At 61.6% G+C, this 20,240-nt stretch carries 16 protein-coding genes; 11 read left to right on the top strand and 5 right to left on the bottom strand.

All coding sequences use genetic code 11. The features are described 5' to 3' along the window. Positions 1–12 precede the first annotated feature (12 nt). The gene (locus FDQ92_RS04945; protein ID WP_137423546.1) at positions 13–1,578 is read right to left on the bottom strand and encodes an FMN-binding glutamate synthase family protein; all 1,566 of its coding nucleotides are present in this window, start codon (positions 1,576–1,578) and stop codon (positions 13–15) included. Between the two features lie 770 nt (positions 1,579–2,348). After that, on the bottom strand, positions 2,349–3,377 hold the full coding sequence (locus FDQ92_RS04940) for a cation diffusion facilitator family transporter (protein WP_170180197.1): 1,029 nt from the start codon (positions 3,375–3,377) through the stop codon (positions 2,349–2,351). A gap of 193 nt (positions 3,378–3,570) precedes the next feature. Between FDQ92_RS04940 and FDQ92_RS04935 the strand changes: the two genes are divergently transcribed. The 6 genes from FDQ92_RS04935 to FDQ92_RS04910 all read left to right on the top strand — a co-directional run bounded on the left by FDQ92_RS04935 (position 3,571) and on the right by FDQ92_RS04910 (position 10,499). Beyond that, entirely contained in the window at positions 3,571–3,978 is a 408-nt protein-coding gene (locus FDQ92_RS04935; protein ID WP_246041907.1) for a hydrogenase maturation nickel metallochaperone HypA/HybF, read from the top strand. Continuing rightward, positions 3,938–4,609: a hydrogenase nickel incorporation protein HypB gene (gene hypB, locus FDQ92_RS04930; RefSeq protein ID WP_137425716.1), complete on the top strand. Its 672-nt coding sequence runs from the start codon at positions 3,938–3,940 to the stop codon at positions 4,607–4,609. Before FDQ92_RS04935 ends, hypB begins: the two co-directional genes overlap by 41 nt. Beyond that, on the top strand, positions 4,558–6,915 hold the full coding sequence (gene hypF / locus FDQ92_RS04925) for a carbamoyltransferase HypF (protein WP_137423544.1): 2,358 nt from the start codon (positions 4,558–4,560) through the stop codon (positions 6,913–6,915). Before hypB ends, hypF begins: the two co-directional genes overlap by 52 nt. Before the next feature lie 95 nt (positions 6,916–7,010). After that, entirely contained in the window at positions 7,011–8,105 is a 1,095-nt protein-coding gene (gene hypD, locus FDQ92_RS04920; RefSeq protein ID WP_137423543.1) for a hydrogenase formation protein HypD, read from the top strand. 25 nt (positions 8,106–8,130) lie between these two features. After that, positions 8,131–9,141 (top strand): hydrogenase expression/formation protein HypE, encoded by a 1,011-nt coding sequence (hypE, locus tag FDQ92_RS04915; protein ID WP_137423542.1) that lies wholly within the window; start codon positions 8,131–8,133, stop codon positions 9,139–9,141. A gap of 221 nt (positions 9,142–9,362) precedes the next feature. After that, positions 9,363–10,499 carry a radical SAM protein gene (locus tag FDQ92_RS04910; RefSeq protein WP_137423541.1) on the top strand — a complete coding sequence of 379 codons (1,137 nt, stop codon included), beginning with the start codon at positions 9,363–9,365 and terminating at the stop codon, positions 10,497–10,499. A gap of 350 nt (positions 10,500–10,849) precedes the next feature. Here FDQ92_RS04910 and FDQ92_RS04905 read toward each other — a convergent pair whose 3' ends face one another. Both FDQ92_RS04905 and FDQ92_RS04900 read right to left on the bottom strand, forming a co-directional pair. Further along, on the bottom strand, positions 10,850–12,088 hold the full coding sequence (locus FDQ92_RS04905) for an AmpG family muropeptide MFS transporter (protein ID WP_137423540.1): 1,239 nt from the start codon (positions 12,086–12,088) through the stop codon (positions 10,850–10,852). A 101-nt stretch (positions 12,089–12,189) separates the two neighbouring features. Then, a complete protein-coding gene (locus FDQ92_RS04900; protein WP_137423539.1) occupies positions 12,190–13,263 on the bottom strand; it encodes an LOG family protein in 1,074 nt (357 codons plus the stop codon). Positions 13,264–13,610: 347 nt separating this feature from the next. Here FDQ92_RS04900 and FDQ92_RS04895 point away from each other — a divergent pair, with 347 nt between their 5' ends. The 5 genes from FDQ92_RS04895 to FDQ92_RS04875 all read left to right on the top strand — a co-directional run bounded on the left by FDQ92_RS04895 (position 13,611) and on the right by FDQ92_RS04875 (position 18,099). Continuing rightward, positions 13,611–14,618 (top strand): serine/threonine-protein kinase, encoded by a 1,008-nt coding sequence (locus tag FDQ92_RS04895; protein ID WP_170180196.1) that lies wholly within the window; start codon positions 13,611–13,613, stop codon positions 14,616–14,618. Continuing rightward, the gene (locus tag FDQ92_RS04890) at positions 14,590–15,042 is read left to right on the top strand and encodes a universal stress protein (protein WP_137423537.1); all 453 of its coding nucleotides are present in this window, start codon (positions 14,590–14,592) and stop codon (positions 15,040–15,042) included. The genes FDQ92_RS04895 and FDQ92_RS04890 overlap by 29 nt, the downstream gene beginning before the upstream one ends. Positions 15,043–15,088: 46 nt before the next feature. Next, entirely contained in the window at positions 15,089–16,492 is a 1,404-nt protein-coding gene (locus FDQ92_RS04885; RefSeq protein WP_211341372.1) for a class II fumarate hydratase, read from the top strand. Then, a complete protein-coding gene (locus FDQ92_RS04880) occupies positions 16,479–16,787 on the top strand; it encodes a DUF4389 domain-containing protein (RefSeq protein WP_137423536.1) in 309 nt (102 codons plus the stop codon). The genes FDQ92_RS04885 and FDQ92_RS04880 overlap by 14 nt, the downstream gene beginning before the upstream one ends. 259 nt (positions 16,788–17,046) lie before the next feature. Further along, entirely contained in the window at positions 17,047–18,099 is a 1,053-nt protein-coding gene (locus FDQ92_RS04875; protein WP_137423535.1) for a VgrG-related protein, read from the top strand. A gap of 107 nt (positions 18,100–18,206) precedes the next feature. Here FDQ92_RS04875 and FDQ92_RS04870 read toward each other — a convergent pair whose 3' ends face one another. After that, positions 18,207–20,171 (bottom strand): acetoacetate--CoA ligase, encoded by a 1,965-nt coding sequence (locus tag FDQ92_RS04870; RefSeq protein ID WP_137423534.1) that lies wholly within the window; start codon positions 20,169–20,171, stop codon positions 18,207–18,209. Positions 20,172–20,240 lie beyond the last annotated feature (69 nt).

Below are 20,240 nucleotides of genomic sequence, written 5' to 3'. Positions count from 1 at the left end.
CCTTCGATTCAGCTATCCGAGAATCTTTTCGATCTCGAGCGCATCGGAATCCATCACGTAGGGGATGCCCGATATCTCGGCGGCATCCCGGGTGAGCGCCACGATATCGTTCCGGTCGATGTGCTTGAGGGCGAATTTTCGGGCGCCGGCCATGAACTGCTGGAGACCCTGGCGGAGCCGGTCGAGGTAGGAATACATCCCGATGGCCCCCGCGGGAATCCGTTCAAAATCGTCTCCGAAGCGTTCCTTCAGTTGAGCCGCTACGGCGAAGAGCGCCAGGTAGCCTTCTTCGAGACTCCGGCCCCGTTCCGCCATCTTTTCCGCCATCATCCTGCCGTGGGTTTTCCCCACCATGGCTGCGGTCAGGATGGCGCGGCCCAGACAGATCGCCTTGACATACGGTGCCCCCAGAGCGATGGCTTTGAAGAGGTGGTCCTCCATGGACAGGCCGCCCGCGATGGCGATGGGCGGGATGTAGGCACCCCTGGCGCGTAGCTTTTCGCAGATCTGATGGGTCAGGCATTCCAGGTAGACGGTGGGAATGCCCCATTCGTTCATCATTCGCCACGGACTCATGCCCGTGCCGCCGCCGGCTCCGTCGATGGTGAGCAGGTCGATCCGGGAATCGGAGGCATACTTGATGGCGCGCGCCAGGTCGGCCGGCCGATAGGCTCCCGTCTTCAGGGTGACGTACTTGGCGCCGATCTTCCTCAGCCGCGTCACTTCCTTGTGGAAGGATTCCTCGTCCACCATGCCGAGCCGCGAATGCCTTTCGAATTCGGAGATGCCGCCCGCGTGGAAGGCCTCTTGGATGGCAGGTCGAGACGGATCGGGCAAAACGATGTAGCCCCGTTCCTTCAGCTGCAGGGCCCTTTCGATGGAGGGAAGCTTCACTTCCCCGCCGATGTCCTTCGCCCCTTGGCCCCACTTGAGTTCGAAAATCTCGATGCCCAACTTCTCGATCACATACTCCGGAACGCCCAGTTTCGTGTCTTCCACGTTGGCCTGGACGATGATCCCGCCCGTTCCGTTATGCCACCTCTTGAAGGCGGCGACTCGTCGCTCCATTTCGGGCGAACGGACGACGCGGCCGTTCTTGATTTCGGCCTGAGGGTCCATTCCGCAGATGTTTTCCCCAGCCACCACCAGGATGCCGGAAATGGCCGCACCCACCGCAACGTCTTCCCAGTTGATCCGTGCGATGTCCGTGGAACCGACCGCTCCCGTAAAAACCGGAAAATCGAGCCGAATGCCCCCGTCCGCTCCGACGGCCGTTGTGCAGTCCACCGCGGGGAAGACGGCCACATCGGGATCTGCGGCCACACCCACGGCGCCGACACAGGTGCCCTGGATATTGAAGTGGGAAAAATCGATGGGATAGTCCTTGTCCGCTCCGGCGGTGATCTTGCCGAAAGGCTGGGGATAGATCATTTCCCGGCCTTTGAGAGCGGATCGGCCGATTTCGCAGGGCCCTTCGCAGCCGTCGAGACAGGTCACGCAGATTCCGGACATGGGAACCGGTTCGACTCGCGTCGTAGTCAGAGTGGCCGCACTGCGGTTCGGTTTGCTGTAGGACATGCCGCTTTCCCTCCTTCGCCCGGCAGGTTTGGAAAAAAATAAAGGCGTCCGCCTTCCCTCGGGAAGCCCGGACGCCTTCGTCCCATTCACCGATCGCCCTGGAAAAGCACGCCTTTGTGCCGGCGATCCTTTGCTGCATTTTCAAATAGCGTAGGGAGATTAGTTAAAATAAAATGGATCGTCAAGAGGAAAATTGGCAGGGCGAAGGACGAGGTGTGCGGAAACCTGCTTCGGGGGGCAGAGGTCTTCCTCTGAGGTCTTCCCTTAAGCCGATCTGTCGCTTAAGACGCTGTGCGGGCTGACGGGGTGGTCACCGGGGAAAGCCCGAAGAATGGTCAAGACCTGCATTAGCACAACTAACGCGGCACTCCCGTTGCCCGCCGTCTTCGATTCCGCCGGCGCATTGCCGCCTTCCACCTTGATCCCAAGCTCCAGCTTGGGAACACAGCTGTGCAGAAGCTCCAGCTTCGATTGTCATGAGGCCGTTCGCAAGCCGGAGCTTGGGAACGAGGGGAAAAATCTCCCTCTCCCTTGATGGGAGAGGGTTGGGGTGAGGGTGATAAAATAAACATATGTCAATCAGTTACATTCCCCTCCCCTTAATCCCCTCCCACAAGGGGAGGGGAAATAGAATTCCACCTTGATCCCAAGCTCCAGCTTGGGAACACAGCTGTGCAGAAGCTCCAGCTTCGATTGCCATGAGGCCGTTCGCAAGCGGAGCTTGGGAACGAGGGGAAGGTTCCTGCCAGGGGGGATCTTGAACCGGCGGGTCATGAATCCCGGGGATGGTGATCGGTGGTGTCCTGGTCGTGGGGGAACTCGGCGGTGAGGAAATTCCGGTCCCACAAATATTGGTGGTGGGTCGGGTGTTTTCTGAGTCCGCAGCCGCTTTCGGCGCACACCTGGCATTGCGGGTCCGAGCATGGATCCACGTGAATCATGACTTCCACCATCGCCCCGAACCTTTCCCGGAAAATGCCTTCCAATGCCTTCACTTCGGTATGGGCGGCGTGGAGCGGCAAGTTTCGTGGAAGAATGAGGTGAAAATCAACGAAGAGCCGCTCTCCCGCCCGCCAGGCCCTCAGGCGATGCACGTCGATCCAGGTCTCCTTCCGGTGTCGGGCGATGAGGGCTGCGATTTCATCGAGAAGGCTGAGGTCGGCGGCGTCCATAAGTCCGGAGAAGGAGGTTTTCACGAGGCGGCCGCCTGAGACCAGGATATGAAGGCCGAGGACCGCGGCCACCGCGCCGTCCATCCAGTACCATCCCGTGAGCCGTACCAGCAGCAGACCCGCGAGAACGCCGATGGACGTGATCACGTCGGTCAGGACATGCCTGCCGTCGGCCAGAACGGCCAGCGACACCGTTTTCTTTCCGACTCGCACGAGAACGATCCCCAGGATCAGATTGGCGGCGCTGGTTCCCAGCAGGAGGACCAGCCCCAGTTCCAGGTGCGGGAGCGGGTGCGGGTGAAGGATCTGCGGCCATGCCGTTCGAAAGATGCCGAACGCCGCCAGGATGATGAGGGCTCCTTCGAACCCCGCGGAAAAGTACTCGATCTTTCCGTGTCCGTAGGGGTGACCGGTGTCGGGCGGTTTGGCCGAAAAGATGACGCTTCCCAGGGCGAAACCGCTGGCGATCACGTTGATGATGGATTCCAGCGCGTCGGAAAGCACCGCGGATGAGTGCGTGAGGCGGTAGACATAGAATTTGGCCGCCATGAGCATGAGGCCCACCAGGAGCGAGCCGGTCATGGCCGCAACACGCGTTCGGAAAGCCGATGAAAGTGGGATCTGCATGGAGACGAGCTCCTCTTGCGCCGGTTCGTGTTCTTTACATCTCATACACCCGGACCTGGAAGGAACTCAACCGGTCCCGTCATCCGGGCGTCCGCTTGATTCCTTTCGGGCGCTGTGTTAAGTGCCATCAGCATTTGGAACCGATCGGCGGCACCGAACCTGGGGCGGGAATCGAGGATTTGCCGTGCATGAAATGTCCATTGCCCAGAGCCTCCTGGAAATCGTCATGGACGAAAGCCGCCGCCATGGCCTGACGCGCGTGGATCGGGTTCGCCTCCAGATCGGGGCGTTGGCGGCGGTGGTGCCGGATGCGCTCACCTTCTGCTTCGGAGCCGTTGCGCAGGGAACCGTCGCTTCGGAGGCGGTTCTGGAGATCGAAACGGTGCCGGTGGTGGCCCGTTGCCCGTTGTGCGGTGAACGATTCGAGATGGAAGACCTCTTCGACCGGTGCCCGGACTGTGGTCTGGTGCCTGCCGGCATGGATCTCGTCAGCGGCCGGGAGATGACGCTGATGTCCATAGAAGGAGAAACCGACGAAGACGGAGAAACCGATGAGCGGAATCAAGGTGCCTGTCGTCCGCAACATTCTGGAAGTGAATGAAAGGCTGGCGGCGACCAACCGCAGGCGATTCGACGATGCTGGAATCCTCGCATTGAACCTCATGAGTTCGCCGGGTGCGGGGAAGACCTCGCTTCTGGAACGAACCATCGAAGCCTTGAGCGCCCGGTACGGGCTGGCCGTCATCGAAGGCGACATCCAGTCGTCCTGCGACGCGGAAAGGATCCACGGAAAGGGGGCTCAGGCGGTGCAGATCAACACGGACGGAGCCTGTCACCTGGACGGCAACATGATTCAGACGGCCTTGGACGCCTTGGCCCTGGACGGTGTGGATCTGCTGGTGGTGGAGAATGTGGGGAACCTGGTCTGCCCAGCCGAATTCAACCTGGGCGAGCACTACAAGGTGATGATCCTGAGCGTGGCCGAAGGGGACGACAAACCTCTCAAATACCCGCTCATGTTCCGCCAGTCGGCGGTGTTGCTCATCAATAAGATCGACCTCCTTCCTTACGTGGACTGCGATGTGGCGAAGATTCGCGAACGCGCCCGCCAATTGAATCCGGACCAGGAGGTCTTCGAGGTTTCCTGCCGGACCGGGGAAGGCCTGGAAGCATGGTTCGCATGGCTGGAAGCGAGGATTCGAGAAACGAAAGCAGGGGATCGCCTGAGTTGACGCCGGACGGGCGTCGGGTGGCCGTGCGGGTTCAGGGGATCGTCCAGGGGGTGGGGTTTCGCCCGACGGTCTATCAGCTTGCGGAACGGCACCGGCTGGGCGGCTGGGTGAGAAATCAGCCGGACGGCGTTCGGATCGAGGTGGCGGGGGCCGCAGCCGATGTGAAGGCCTTCCTCGGGGATCTGTGGGACAAGGCGCCACCGCTTGCACGGATCGTCTCAGTGGAAGTCACCGAACTACCTTTCGAACCGCGCCCGACTTTCGACATCCTGGAAAGCCACGGCAGCCAAAACCGCAGCACACTCGTTTCGCCCGATGTGGCCACCTGCCGGGACTGCATCCGGGAACTTTTCGATCCCACCGATCGAGGGTTCGGATATCCTTTCATCAACTGCACCAACTGCGGTCCCCGATACACCATCATTCGGGACATTCCCTACGACCGGGAAAAGACCACCATGGCCCGCTTCGCCATGTGTCCGGAATGCCTCCGGGAATACCGCGATCCCCGAGACCGCCGCTTTCATGCGCAGCCCAACGCCTGCTGGTCCTGCGGCCCGAACATCTGGCTGGAAGACCCGCAGGGCAATCGGCTGTCGGCCGGACGCAGAGCTCTGGCCGACGCCGTGGAACGGCTCAAGGAGGGGCAGATCCTCGCAGTCAAGGGTCTGGGTGGCTTTCACCTGGCGGTGGAAGCGACGGGGGAAGAGCGGGTGCGCCGCCTTCGGCGCCGCAAAATCCGTGAAGAAAAGCCGTTTGCGGTCATGTTTCGAGACCTGGAGGCCGTGACGCGTTACTGCCGGGTTTCCCCGGAAGAATCGGCGCTTCTCGAAGCCCCTGAGCGTCCCATCGTGCTCCTGCGGAAACGCGGAAAGACCTCCGGTGAAGGCACCACGCCCATCGCAGAAGCCGTGGCCCCTCGGAATCGGTTTCTGGGTGCCTTCCTCCCCTATACGCCCCTCCACCACCTGCTTTTTTTCGAGAGCCCCTACGAGGCACTGGTCATGACCAGCGGAAACCGGAGCGACGAGCCCATCGTGACTGAAAACGACGAGGCACGTTCCCATCTTCGAGAAATCGCCGACGCCTTCCTTTTGCATGACCGGGACATTCATATCCGCTGTGACGATTCGGTGGTGCGCCTGTTCGGAGGGGCACCGCGACCTCTTCGGAGGGCCCGCGGTTACGTGCCGGTGCCGATCTTTCTCGAGGCGGCGGGTCCATCGGTCCTCGCCGTGGGGGGCGAACTGAAAAACACGATCTGCATCACCCGCGGGGCTGAAGCCTTTGTGAGCCAGCACATCGGAGACTTGAGGAACCTGGAAACCCTTCGGGCCTTCGAACGGAACGTGGACCATCTGCAGCGGATCCTCGAAATCCGTCCGGAACGGGTGGCTCACGATCTGCACCCGGATTACCTGAGCACCCAGTGGGCGGAACGCCAGGACCGATTTCCGGTGATCGCGGTGCAGCACCACCATGCCCACATCGCCTCGGTGCTGGCGGAACGGAAGATTTCCGGGCCGGTTTTGGGACTGGCCCTGGATGGGGCGGGTTATGGTCCGGACGGCACGATCTGGGGCGGGGAGCTGCTCTGGGTGGACGCCGAGCGCTTCCGCCGCCTCGGCCGGTTCCGACACCTTAGGCTTCCGGGCGGCGATCGAGCCGTCCTGGAACCCTGGCGGACGGCGGTTTCCGCGCTCTACCTGCTTGCGGGCGGCGACGTGGGAAAGGCTTACCCCGATATTCTGAACACCTTCCCGGCCCGGGAACGGTCCGTTGTCCTGGCCATGCTCGAACGCCGCCTCAATTGCCCCCTGACATCCTCATGCGGCCGGGTCTTCGACGCGGTCTCGGCGATCCTGGGCGTCCGGCACCGGGTGACCTACGAAGGCCAGGCGGCCGTGGAATTGGAACAGGCCGCGCAAGCCGATTCGGGCCGCTACGTCGGTGCCGTGTATCGCCGAGACGATCTCTGGATTCTGGACCCGCTCCCGATGATCCGGTTGCTGGTGGAGGACCTCCGCCGCGGCGTGGCTCCCGGGATCCTCTCGATGCGCTTTCACAACGGCCTCGCCCTTCTTCTGGCGGAATCACTCGAAAAGGCACGGGAAGCGACGGGGCTCGATCGCGTGGCGTTGAGCGGCGGCGTCTTTCAGAACCTCACGCTGTCGGAGTTGCTGGAGGCGGATCTGGTTGGGCGGGGTTTCGAGGTGTTCACCCACCGGGAGGTACCGCCCAACGACGCCTGCATTTCCCTGGGACAGGCTTATGTGGCGCGTGCACGGCTTTTCAGAGGTCGATGACCTTTCCGGCGCCGCCGACCTTGTCCGTAAAGGGCGCCCAACTTTCCAGCTTTACGGTAACCGACTTAGGATGCCTTTCGAAACAGAGATGGAAAATGGCACTCAGATACGTGGATGAATTTCGTGACGGAGGCCTGGCCGCCAAGATCCTCCTTCGACTCAAGAAGACGGTGCATGGCCTGGAACCCATGCATTTCATGGAGATTTGCGGGACGCACACCGTCGCCGTCTTCCGCTCGGGGTTGCGGGACATGCTCCCGGAGGCCGTTCGGCTGGTGAGCGGCCCCGGGTGCCCCGTGTGCGTAACGGCCGATGAAGACATCGATCGCGCCATCTGGTTTGCACGCCGGCCCGAGGTGATCGTGACGTCGTTCGGAGATCTCCTTCGGGTGCCGGGTTCGGAATCGTCTCTTCTGGAAGAAAGGAGCCGGGGTGCGGATGTCCGGATGGTGTACGCGAGTTACGAGGCGGTGAAGATTGCGCAGGACCATCCCGACCGAGAGGTGGTTTTTATTGGGATCGGGTTTGAAACGACGGCTCCCACGGTGGCGGCGGCCATCCGGCAAGCGGCGGCTCAGGGTATCGACAATTTCTCCGTTTTTTCCGTTCACAAGCTCCTTCCGCCGGTGATGCGGGCGCTTCTGGATTCGGATTCCCTCCGCCTGGACGGGTTCCTTTGTCCAGGGCACGTGACCACCGTGATCGGAGCAAGGGCTTACGAGGAAGTGGCGCGCGGTTATGGGATGCCCTGTGTGGTCACGGGTTTCGAACCCCTCGATATTCTCCAGGGACTTTCCATGCTCGTGGACCAGAAGCGTTCCGGACGTCACGACGTGGAAATTCAGTATCGGCGCGGTGTCACTTGGGAAGGGAATCCGGCCGCTCAAAAGCTTCTTGAGGAGATCTTCGAGCCGGCGGATGCCGCATGGCGGGGACTCGGTTCTATCCCGGGAAGCGGCCTCGCCATCCGATCCGCCTACGCGGACTACGACGCCGCCCGGCGCTTTTCCATTCCTGAAATCCGGGTGAGGGAAAATCCGGCCTGCCGGTGCGGGGATGTGCTGCGTGGAGTCATCCGGCCGCCCGAATGCCCGCTTTTCAGAAAAGTGTGCCGTCCCCAGACGCCCAAGGGCCCCTGCATGGTTTCCAGCGAAGGCACCTGCGGCGCTTACTACCGCTACACGTCGTGACGGGTTTCTTGAGGAGGAACCAGGAGTGAGAGAAGAGACAATTCAGCTGGATCACGGAAGCGGCGGGAGGGCCATGCATGCCCTGGTGGAACGCGTTTTCGCGCGGGCCTTCGCCAACGATTTCCTCCAGGAACTGAACGACAGCGCCATCCTTCCGCCGGCATCCGGTCGGCTCGCCATGACCACCGATTCTTACGTGGTCGATCCCATCGTCTTTCCGGGGGGAGACATCGGAAGCCTTGCCGTCCACGGGACGGTGAACGACCTGGCGGTGAGCGGGGCCCGACCGCTGTACCTGACGGCCGGATTCGTCCTGGAGGAAGGCCTTCCCATGGCCGTTCTGGACCGAATCGTTTCTTCCATGGCGGAAGCGGCCCGGGAAGCCTCGGTCCTCATCGTGGCCGGGGATACCAAGGTCGTTCCCAGAGGGAAGGCCGACAAGATCTTTATCAACACGGCGGGGATCGGGGTGGTGCGGGACGATGTTCGGCTCGGAGGCGGCAACGCGCGCCCCGGTGATGTGGTGCTCATCAACGGAACCATCGGCGACCACGGCATGGCCGTCCTGTGCCGGCGCGAAGGGATCGCCATGGAAAGCGAAATCCTGAGCGACAGCGCTTCCCTGAACCACCTGATCGAGGCCATGTTGGGCGCTTTTCCCGGAATCCACGTACTTCGGGACCCCACCCGGGGCGGGGTGGCCACCACACTGAACGAGATCGCCTGTCAGTCGGGGGTGGGCATCCGTCTCCACGAAGAAGCGCTTCCCGTCCGAGAGGATGTGGCCGGGGTCTGCGAGCTGTTGGGGCTGGACCCGCTCTACGTCGCCAACGAAGGCAAGGTGCTGGCGGTCGTCCCGGCGGAGTCCGCGGATGTCGTCCTGGAGGCCATGAGGCGGTCGCCGCGGGGGCGTGATGCATGCCGGATCGGGGAGGTGGTCGCCGAGGAACCGGGTCGGGTCTTCCTGAGGACACGCATCGGGGGCCACCGGCTGCTGGATATGCTTCGCGGGGAACAACTGCCTCGCATCTGTTGAATCTTCCATCCGGGCCGCAGGATTGGGCGCGTGTTAGGTTCCCCCGGTGGGTGCAGGCCCAGCGGCTCCGGCGCGGTTTCCCGCCTGGGCTTGTCGCCTGGGCTCCGGATTGATTAGAGTGTCATTGCTGTACGGCGGTTTTCCTCCCAATTCCACTTCCCTTTGCGCCCTCGTGCTGACGCTCCTTCACGGCAGAGGTTACCGTGAGAAATGGATGTGCCATGGTGATTAGACTTTCGGGCGAAGAGGGGCGCAAGAGCTTCCCGTGTGTTCTGTGTGGAGCCCAGGTGCCCGGTGCCGGAGCGAGCATCGGCGTGTGCCGCCGCTGCCTCATCGATCGGTGGAGTGAGAGTCGCGAACGGATTGAGATGCATCACGCGAGATCCCGGGAGCGTTTCGATCTTCCCGTTCATGTCCCGGAAAGTCCCGGCGGCCTGCGCTGCACGCTTTGCATGCACGGCTGCTGCATGGGGGAAGGCGAACGGGGATATTGCGGTATCCGTTCCGGGTCACCGGAGAGCTTCCGGCACGACGGTCGTACGAGGGCCCTGGTTTCCTGGTACCACGATCCTCTGCCCACCAACTGCGTGGCCGACTGGGTATGCCCGGGCGGCACAGGGGCTGGTTTTCCTCGGTTTTCCCACGAAAAGGGTCCCGAGGTCGGCTTCTACAACCTGGCCGTGTTTTTCGAAGCCTGCAATCTCAACTGCCTGTACTGCCAGAACTGGAGCTTCAAATGCAGCTCCACCATGGACCGTCCCTGGCACACCGTGGACGAACTGGTTGCGTGCGTCACCGCAGAAACGAGCTGCATCTGCTTTTTCGGAGGAGACCCTGTTCCTCAGCTTCCATTCGCCATCCGGGTGTCCGAAAGAGTCCTTGAAAAACATGCCGGTCGCATTCATCGCATTTGCTGGGAGACCAACGGCAGCATGCATCCCGCCTGGTTGAAGAAAATCGTGGGGCTTTCCCTGCGTTCGGGCGGTTGCGTGAAGATCGACTTGAAGTCGTGGGATCCCCGCATTCACTATGCCCTTTGCGGCTGCGGCAACCGTCCCATACTGGAAAATTTCGCCCGTGTGGCCCGCTGGATTCCCTTGCGCTCCGAGCCGCCGCTGCTGGTGGCCAGCACGCTTCTCGTCCCTGGATACGTGGGCGAAGAAGAGGTCTCCCGGATCGCCGCATTCATCGCCGGGTTGAACCCGGACATCCCCTACGCCCTGCTGGGTTTCGCACCCCAGTTCTGCATGAGCGATTTCTCGACCACATCGCGTGAACAGGCGGATGCCTGTGTTGAGGCCGCCCGCAGGGCCGGCCTCCGGCGCGTGCGCCTTGCCAATCGCCATCTTTTGTGTTGATCTTCCGTCCGGCCGAATCGTGCTTCCCCCCTCGTTCCCAAGTGCTGGCTTGGGACCGGCATCAATCGAAGCTGGAGCTTCTGCACAGTTGTGTTCCCAAGCTGGAGCTTGGGAACAAGGTGGATGGTGGAGCTTGGGAACAAGGTGGAAAGTCCCCCTCTCCCCCCTCCCCTTAATCCCCTCCAACAAGGGGAGGGGAAATAGCCGGCGACCAGAGTCAACGCGGCATTGCCGGTTTTACGGGTCGTGGGCGAGCCCGCTCCTACCATAACGGAACACCGGGCGGCCCCTTGACGGAAAACCGGGCCGATGCCCTGTAGGCGCACGGCATGCCGTGCCCCTACGCCCCGCTAAGGGGCAGGGTCCAGGGCTTTCCAGGGAGCGAAGCGTGGGAGGAGCACGATGCCCGGGACGGCTCCCAGTGTGGACACGGCGTAAAAGAGCGGCCATCCCATGGACTCGGCCATGAAACCCGTGGGCGCTCCCGCAAGGACGCGGGTTACGGCCGTGAGACTCGAAAGGAGTGCATACTGGGTGGCGGTGAAGCGGCGGTCGCAGAGACTCATGAGAAATGCGATGAAGGCGGCGGTTCCCAGGCCGCCGCAGACGTTTTCGATCCCGACGGCCGCAACCATGGCCGGGTAGTTCTTCCCGAGAAGGGCGAGGCCGGTGAAAGCAAAATTGGAGACTGCCTGGAGGAAGGCGAAGATCCAGAGCGACCGGTGGATGCCGATCCGGGTGATGATGCCGCCTCCGGCCAGGGTGCCCAAAATGGTCGAAAGAAGTCCGAACGCCTTGTTGACCGTTCCCACATCGGTCCGAGTGAACCCTAAATCCAGAAGAAAGGGAGTGGTCATGGCTCCGGCGATGGCGTCTCCCAGCTTGAACACCATGATGAAAAAGAGCATCTCCACCGCTCCCGATCGGTGGAAGTAGGCTCGGAGCGGTTCCCATACGGCGTCCTTGAGGGTTTTTGGGGCGGCGGCGTCGTTTCCGTCCGCGGGCTCGGGTGCGGCAAGAGTCCACAAGGCATTGGCAAGCATGAGGCAGCCCATGAGGCCGTAGACCCGGTTCCAGGGCACATGATCCGAAAGCACCAGCGCCAAGGCTCCTGAAGTGAGCATGGCGACCCGGTAGCCCACCACGCTGGTTGCGGCCCCGGCGCCTCGTTCGCGGTCCGGAAGCACGTCGGCGCGGTAGGCGTCCACAGCGATATCCTGGCTGGCGCTGAAAAAGGCGACGGCCAGGGCGAGAGACGCCACGGTCCAGGGAAAGGTGGCGGGTGATGCAAAGCCCAGGGCGATGATCCCGGCCGCAAGAAGGAGCTGGGTGATGAAAATCCAGCCGCGGCGGCGGCCGAGGAAACCCGGGCTGTACCGGTCCAGGAGCGGCGACCAGCATACCTTCAGGGTGTAGGGGAGTCCCACCAGGGAAAAGATCCCGATCACTCGAAGGTCCACATGCTCGCTGGCCATCCAGGCCTGAAGCGTGGAGGCGGTGAGAGCCAGAGGAAGGCCGGAAGAGAATCCAAGACCCAGAAGGCAGATCACTCTCCGGCTGGCGTAAACCTTGACCCATGAAAAAAGCATGAATGGCCGGCTCCCCGCGGATGCTTCCCGTTGCATCCCCATCGTACGACCCGCCGGCCGCGGTTTTTCCGCCGGTTTGCAGCCGGTGGGTCGCGGATTTCTCACGCGTCGTTCAGAAGGTCGATGAGGGCTCTGAGACGCCCGAAGTCTTTGTGGTTGAAATCGAGGATCAGCCGCGGAAGATGGATGATTTCCGGTTCGTCTGCTTCTTCGGCGAGGGCACTGCCCCACGTCATGCCGCCGCCCGGCTGCAGAATGTCCGCGAACTCACGCGCCAGCCGCTCGGCCGCCTCCGGCGGAATGGGAGACTGCAGGCGCAGGACCAGTCGCTCTCCCACGAAACGCAGACTGTGATAGCGGCGGTAAAACCGGTTGATCCGCCGGACGGCTTCGTCCACCGAATGGACCCGTTCGAAGAAACGGAAATCCATTGCGCTGATGAGTCCACGGTCGAGCAATTCGTTTCGGATGAAACGTTCCCAGTGGGACCAGTAGGTGCCCCCCGGTTCGTCGATGAGGATCAACGGAAGCGGGTAGCGCTTCCCCGTCTGGAGCAGTGTGAGGGTCTCCATGGCTTCGTCAAGGGTTCCAAACCCGCCCGGAAAAAGCGCCACCGCGTCCGCTTCCTTCAGGAAGGCCACCTTCCGGTTGAAAAAATACTTGTAGGTGATGCTTCTGGGATTCCCCTCCACCACCGGGTTGGATTTCTGTTCAAAAGGCAGGCGGATGTTCACTCCAAAGGACCGTTCAGACCCTGCACCCTCGTTCACCGCCTGCATGATCCCCGGACCTCCCCCCGTTATGACCATGTAGCCGGCCTCGCTCAGCTGCTTTCCAAAGAGGCGGGCCATTTCGTAGATCGGCTCCCCGCTCCTGGTTCGAGCGGAACCGAATACCGTCACCTTTTTGACTCCGGCGTAGGCGGAAAAGACCTTGGCGGTGAACCGCATTTCCTTGAGCGTGGAGTTCATGAGCTTTAGGTCGGCGGCGCATTCGTTTTCCTGGCCGGCTTTGAGCGCGGCAAGGATCATCTCCCTTACCCACTGCGGGTGGCGGATGCCCCCGACCTGTTCCATCAGGCCATCGATGAGGTCATCGACGGGGCCGTTGGTTCGGGTGAACTGCAGTCTTACCGGAGGCGTATCCGGCCTGTCGTCTTTACGCAATTCGGTCATGGCCAAGGGACCTCGGTTTCTTGAGTCGGGTTTTCACGGTGTATGCCGCACGGCGGATCCCCATGCAAGCAGCATAGAGACTTTTTTCCTAACGGCGTCAAAGCTGCAATCGTTCCTTTACGCGGAAGCTCCTGTTGAGCTAAAAAACTGTTTCAGAAGCGCAGGCCCGCTTCCGAACCGCCATGGCCTGTGGTGGCTTCGCCATGCGCCAACCGTGCCGGGGCGAGTCGAGAACGGGCCCTCGGCGGCTCTTGAGGCGCCGGCCGGGAAAGTATTTTCCTCTTTTTCAAGGGATGATTTCCACTGTTTTCGACCCGCAAGGTCTCGGCCCTTGGGAGCCCCCATCCATGATGGAAGCGCAGCTCAGAGAACGCATCAAGGAATTCAGCCGGTTTGCTCCCCGTGGTTCGCTTCGCGTTCATCGCAACACAAGTGAGTTCATGGAGATTCGTCCGGACGACGTCATTGAGCTGGAAGGGCGGTTTTTTCTGGTCCGGGGCGAAGAATCCGAAGGGCGCTTCGGCCTGGACGGGGAACCCAAGTTCTGGGTGAAGCGCGCGGTGGATCTTGAAGACGGCGCGCCGCACATCTTGAAGCTCGTTTTCCACGAAACCTTTATCATGAAGCTCGGTGAGCAGCGGATCCGTTGCTATCGGAGTCCTCAAAAGGAATCCCGGATCCTGGAGAAGGTAAAGGGGCACCCACATTTCATGCAGGGAGTCACCCTTTACGATGAGGCGGGCAACCCGGTGAGGGTCATCGAGCGCATTCGTGGTGCGTCTTTCTACGAGTTCATCAACGGGCTCGACCTGGACCACAGGCGATATTTCCTCGAAGTCTTCCCGGAGATCTTCGAAAAGGTCCTCGCCTCCTTCGAAGCCATCGCCACGCTGCACCGGATGGGAGAAATCCACGGCGACGTCCGAAACGACCACATCCTCATCGAGCGCCAGACAGGACTGTATCGCTGGATTGACTTCGATTACGCTTACGAGTGGACGGAGCAGCCTTTCGGCGTGGACCTTTTCGGACTGGGAAATATCCTGTTGTTCGCGGTGGGTAAAGGGTTTCATACCATCGACATGCTGGGTATGGGGGCGGGCGGCGTTCCCGCCCAGACGGCGGAGCCTCTCACGGCGGACGATTTTTCCCTCTTCTTTCCCAATCGGCTCATGAATCTTCGGAAGATCTTTCCGTACATACCGGACAGTTTGAACCATGTTCTGATGTATTTTTCGAGCGGAGCGGAGGTATTCTACGAAGAGGCGGAGGAAATGATCGCCGACCTCCATCATTGCAAGGAATTGTGCCGACGCGAGGTGTTTCATGGAACACAGGGTGCTGGTGGCCGTTGATCATTCCGAAAACGCTTTCCGGGCGGTGGAATACGTAGGAAAAGTCATGCGGCATCATCCCGAGGCGCACATCACTCTTCATCATGTGATCCTTTCGCCTTCCCCGGACATCGTTCCGGAAGAGGAGAAGCGGAAGGAGCAGGTGGCGGCCATGCGTGCGGAAACCCTCACAGTTCTGGAGCGCATGGGGCGCCGGCTGACGGAACTGGGTTTTCCGGAAAAAAGCATCCGCCTTCACGTACAAGTGTGCCGCGAAGCCAAGAGCATCGTGGATTTGCTCCTCCACCAGCAGCGGGCGGGGCGTTTCGGGACCGTGGTGGTGGGACGGCGCGGGATGAGCAAACGCGAAGAATTTCTTTTCGGGAGTGTTTCCAGCAAGATCATTCGGGAAGCCCGCAACTGCGCCGTCTGGGTGGTGGAGTAGAGAGGCCGGGCGGGGTGCGGTGCCGGAAACCCGCGGGGAGGTGCCTGTGGAGAAAAGGCGGATCGAAAAGGACTCACTGGGGCCGGTGGAAGTGCCGGCGGACGCCTACTACGGCGCCCAAACCCAGCGGGCGGTTGAAAACTTCGCCATCAGCGGCCTGCGGCTGCCCCCGGAGTTCATCCGGGCGCTCGCTTTGATCAAAAAGGAGGCGGCCGAGGTCAACGGGGAGCTGGGATGGCTCGCCGGAGACGTTTCAGAGGCCATTGCCCGGGCCGCTCGGGAAGTGATGGAAGGCCGCATGGCGGATCAGTTCGTCGTGGACGTTTTTCAGACCGGCTCGGCGACGTCCACCAACATGAACATGAACGAAGTGCTGGCCGGGCGGGCGAACGAAATCCTGACCGGCAGGCGGGGCGGGAAATTTCCGGTCCATCCCAACGACCACGTGAACCTGGGTCAGTCCAGTAACGATGTCATTCCCACGGCTCTTCACGTCGCCGCCTGGACGGCCGTCCGCGGCCGGTTGATTCCAGCCCTGTCCGGTCTTCGGGCGAGCCTCGCGCGTAAGGCGGAAGAATTTTCCGATGTGGTGAAAATCGGTCGAACCCACCTTCAGGACGCCGTTGTGATGACCCTGGGGGATGAATTCAGCGGCTACGCCCGGCAGGTGGACTTGGGGATCCGCCGGCTCGAATCCACAGGAGAACGGCTCGAAGAACTGGCGCTGGGAGGAACCGCCGTGGGCACCGGCGTGAACACCCACCCGGAGTTCGCCCAGCGCGTGATCGCCCGCCTGAACGAGGCCACCGGTCTCAGCTTCCGGGAGGCGGCCAATCATTTCGAAGCCCAGGCGGCCCAGGACGCCGCGGTGGAAGCGAGCGGAGCCCTGCGCACTGTGGCGGTGAGCCTCATCAAGATCGCCAACGACATCCGCTGGCTCGGTTCGGGACCCCGCTGCGGTATCGGTGAAATCCGCCTCCCCGCGCTTCAGCCGGGATCCTCCATCATGCCCGGCAAGGTGAATCCGGTCATTCCCGAAGCGGTGATCCAGGTTGGAGTCCAAGTCCTGGGAAACGACGCCACGGTCGCCGCCTGCGGCCAGTGGGGGTTCTTCGAATTGAACACCATGCTCCCCGTCATGGCCTATAACCTGCTCCAGTCCGTCGAAATCCTTGCGGCCGCCGCGGACGTCTTCCGCACCCGATGCGTGGAAGGGATCGAAGCCGACCGGGAAAGGTGTCGGACCGCCGTGGAACAGAGCCTCGCCATGGCCACCTATCTCGTTCCCCGGTTGGGCTACGACCGGGCGGCCGAGATCGCCAAGGCGGCCTACGAGCAGGGAAAGACCGTGCGCGAAGCGGCGATCGAAGGAGGGTGGCTTTCCAGGGAAGAGGTCGAGCAGGCTCTTGCCACGTTGATTCCAGGGAGGAAGCACCATGGAACAGATTGAAAACGCACAGCCCGGCAGAAGAGACATCGCAGTGCGGTTCCTCTACTCCGTTCTTTATTTCGTGATCTTTGAACTGGTAAAGACCGTGGTCCAGCTGACCGTCGCGGTCCAGTACGTGCTCCTTTTTACCACCCGAAAACCCAGCGAGCCGCTCCGGCGTTTTTCCAACCGCGTGGCCGCCTACGCCTGCCGACTGCTGCGATACCTCACATTGAACGAAAACCTCCGTCCTTTTCCCTTTTCGGACTTCCCGCCGGAGCTGGAACCCATGGAATTCCCCGTCACGTTTCGATGAAGACGGCACCCTCCCGCCCTTGAGCGGAAGCCGCCGGTAGTGTCGGTTCTTTGACGGGTCGTCGTCGGCTTCGGCAGGAAACGGGGTTCGAACGGACGACTCGCACCGTGCTTTCAAAGGCCGCCGGAGTCGGAGGAGGAACCTGCGTGAACCCCCCAACGCTGTGGTCCCCCGGCACGAGTGCTCTTGGCCTGCGTTTCCGGCTTAAATCTTGCACAAAAGGAAAAGCGGTTGAACCCCGCAGACAGGAGGGAAAAGCATGGCGTTCCAGCCGTTGGCTCGTCTGGACAAAGACGGCGCTCGAGCCGCGCTGCCGGTGGAAGGCGCCTCCCGGCAGATTATGTCTTCGCTCCGGCAGCGTATATTCCACGAGGTGCTGAACGAAAACCGTTCGATATGGCGGGATGAGCAGGAATCCGGGGTCGCGCCCGGATCGCCTGAGGTGGAACTGTTGGGGCAATTGGGGGAGGAATCATCGCGCCTTTCCGAAGTCCGTTCCCAGGTGGCGCAGGCGGCGGATCGTGGAGGTCTCCAGCCCTTGATCACGGCGGCATACATCCGTGCGGCGGCCATGGGAAGCGGTGCGGCCGTGTGGGAAAACGGTGTTTCCGGGTTGTGCTCGGTGCCGCCTGCACTCTCCGCGTCGCCGTCCGCCGCGGAAGAGGCCGTTGCGCTCGGCGGAGAGCCTGCGATCGGGATGCTCTCTTCGCTTTTCGAATCGGGGGCCGGCGGTGTGGGAGCCGTCGGTTACGATCCTCGAGGCGGAACTTCGTACGGACTCTACCAGATCGCTTCCGGCACCGGCTCCATGGATCGATTCCTCACCTTCCTCGAGACCCGTGCGCCTCATTGGGCGAAACGCCTCGAAGACGCCGGTCCGGCCGACACCGGAAGCCGGGAGGGTCGGATGCCTCGAGAATGGCGCCGAATAGCCTCGGAAGACCCCGCTCGATTCGCCTCCATCCAGCACGAGTTTATTCGTGAAACTCACTACGAACCGGCCCTGGAATCCATTTACGGGGCCACCGGTCTGAGGCTGGAGGAACGTTCCCGGGCACTTCGGGAAGTGGCATGGAGCGCCGCCGTGCAGCACGGCCCCGCCGGAGCCACCGCGATCTTTGAAGAAGCGGTTGCCGCTCTGCGAAGCCGGGGAAAGCCCGTGACGGACCCGGCACTCATCGAAGAAATCTACACGGCCCGTGCAAAGAGGGCCTCGCTGTTTTCCGGAGGAATCCAGAAGGCCTTATACGGCCGGTTTCGGGAAGAAAAGAAGCTGGCTCTCGCCCTCGCGGCAACAGAAGCCAAAGCCTAGCACCGGTTGCCGCGCCCTTGAACGAAAGGATTTCGGGGCATCGCTTCGAAACACAGCCCCGGGACTGTGAATGCGCCCCGCCCATGGAGGCGTGGCGCCGCAGGCCGTCACTTCTCCAGTTCCGGCTTGATCCGTTCGAAATAATCCAGCACTTCCGGGTTCATCAGGGCATCCCGGTTGGTCACGGGCCGCCCGTGAAGTATGTTGGTGACCGCGCTTTCCACTTTTTTCATGTTGAAGGTGTACGGAGCGTCCGGCATTTCCATGATGACGGCCGGAACATGCCGAGGCGACGCCTTTTCCTTGAGGGTCTGGCGGATCTTTTGTTTCAGCGCGTCATCCAGACGGTAGCCTTCGTTGAGCTTGACGAAAAGGACGATCCGCTGGTCTCCCTGCCGGTTCTGGCCGATAGCCAGGCTGTCGGCGATCTCCGGAAGTTTTTCCACCTGGTTGTAGATTTCAGCCGTGCCGATGCGAACGCCGGAAGGTTTCAACACCGCGTCGGAACGACCGTAGAAGGTGATGCCGCGGGTGTCGCTGTGCATGACGATGTAGTCTCCGTGGCGCCATACGCCCGGGTAGACGTCGAAGTAGGCTTCTCGGTACTTGGTTCCGTCGGGGTCGTTCCAGAAATAGAGCGGCATGGGAGGTGCAGGGGCTTCACAGACGAGCTCGGCCTGTTGATCCCAGACGTGTTTGCCGTTTTCGTCGTAGGCCTTCACTTTCATGCCGAGTCCCGGGCTCTGCAGTTCCCCGGCGTAGACGGGAAGGATGGGGCTGCCGATGGCGAAGCATCCGTTGAGGTCGGTGCCGCCCGAAATGGAATTGAAGTGGAGGTCCTTCTTGATGTCGCTGTAGACGTATTCGAAACCCTCGGCGGAAAGCGGGGAACCGGTCTGGGAGATTTGCTTGAGAGCCGAAAGGTCGTATTGCTTGCCGGGGCTCAAGCCCTGGGCGCGGAGGGCGTAGACGTAGCTCGCGCTCAGCCCGAATACCGTGATGGAGTGGTCCTGGGCAAGCTTCCACATGGCCGCGGGGTCCGGGTACATGGGATTGCCGTCGTAGAGGACCACCGTCGCGCCGGCTCCCAGGGAACTGATCAGCCAGTTCCACATCATCCAGCTGCAGGTGGTGATGTATAGAATGGTGTCTTCTCGTTTGAGGTCCGAGTGGATGATGAGTTCCTTCAGTTGATTGATGAGGATGCCGCCGGCCCCCTGGACCATGCATTTGGGCTTGCCGGTGGTCCCCGAGGAGAACATGATGAACACCGGGTGATCGAACGGGAGCTGTTCGAAAGAGAGTTCCAGGCCTTTTTCCGGGCTGAGGAAATCTTCGTATCTTACGGCGTTGGGGATCGCGGACAGGTCGGGCCGGGTGCCGGCGTAGGACACGACCACCACCTTCTTGAGCGACGGGATGGCGCGGGCCACTTCCACGGCGTTGGCGTAGGAATGAAACACCTTGCCTTTGTAGAAGTAGCCGTCCACCGTGAAGAGCACCTTGGGCTCTACCTGGCCGAGGCGGTCCAGGGCGGCTTGGGCCCCGATATCCGTGGCGCACGAAGACCAGACGGCTCCGATACTGGTGGCGGCCAGCATGGCGATCGCCGTTTCCATCAGGTTGGGCATGTATCCCACCACGCGATCCCCGGGCTCTACGCCCAGTTCTCGAAGCGATTCGGCCAGCCGGGCCACGGTGGCATACAACTCCGCGTAGGTCATCGTCTTCTCGTGTTGAGTCTCGCCTATGAACTTGAAGGCTATCCGGTCGTCGCGGTAGCGGAGCAGGTTCTCGGCGAAGTTCAGGCGTGCTCCCGGAAACCATCGGGCGCCGGGAAATCGGTTCAAGTCGTCCACCACGGTATCGTAAGGGACCGAAGCCTTGATCTCTACGAAATCCCAGACCGCGCTCCAAAATTCCGGGATGGATTCCACCGACCAGTCGTACAGATCCCAGTAGGTGCCAAACGACTTCCCGTGGCGGCGGTTCACACGTTCCATGAAACGGGTGATGTTGGCCGACTGCTTGCGCTCTTCAGATGGTTCCCAAAGAGGGATCTTCTTCGCCATCGCTTTTCACCTCCGGCATGTTGTTTCTGTATGAGGTCTATCCCCGCGGGGTTATGGACCGGGCGGGGT

The sequence above is a fragment of the Desulfoglaeba alkanexedens ALDC genome (assembly GCF_005377625.1).
Classification (GTDB): domain Bacteria; phylum Desulfobacterota; class Syntrophobacteria; order Syntrophobacterales; family DSM-9756; genus Desulfoglaeba; species Desulfoglaeba alkanexedens.
The sequence above is the reverse complement of the archived record's forward strand: the minus strand, read 5'-3'. Positions and strand labels throughout refer to the sequence as shown.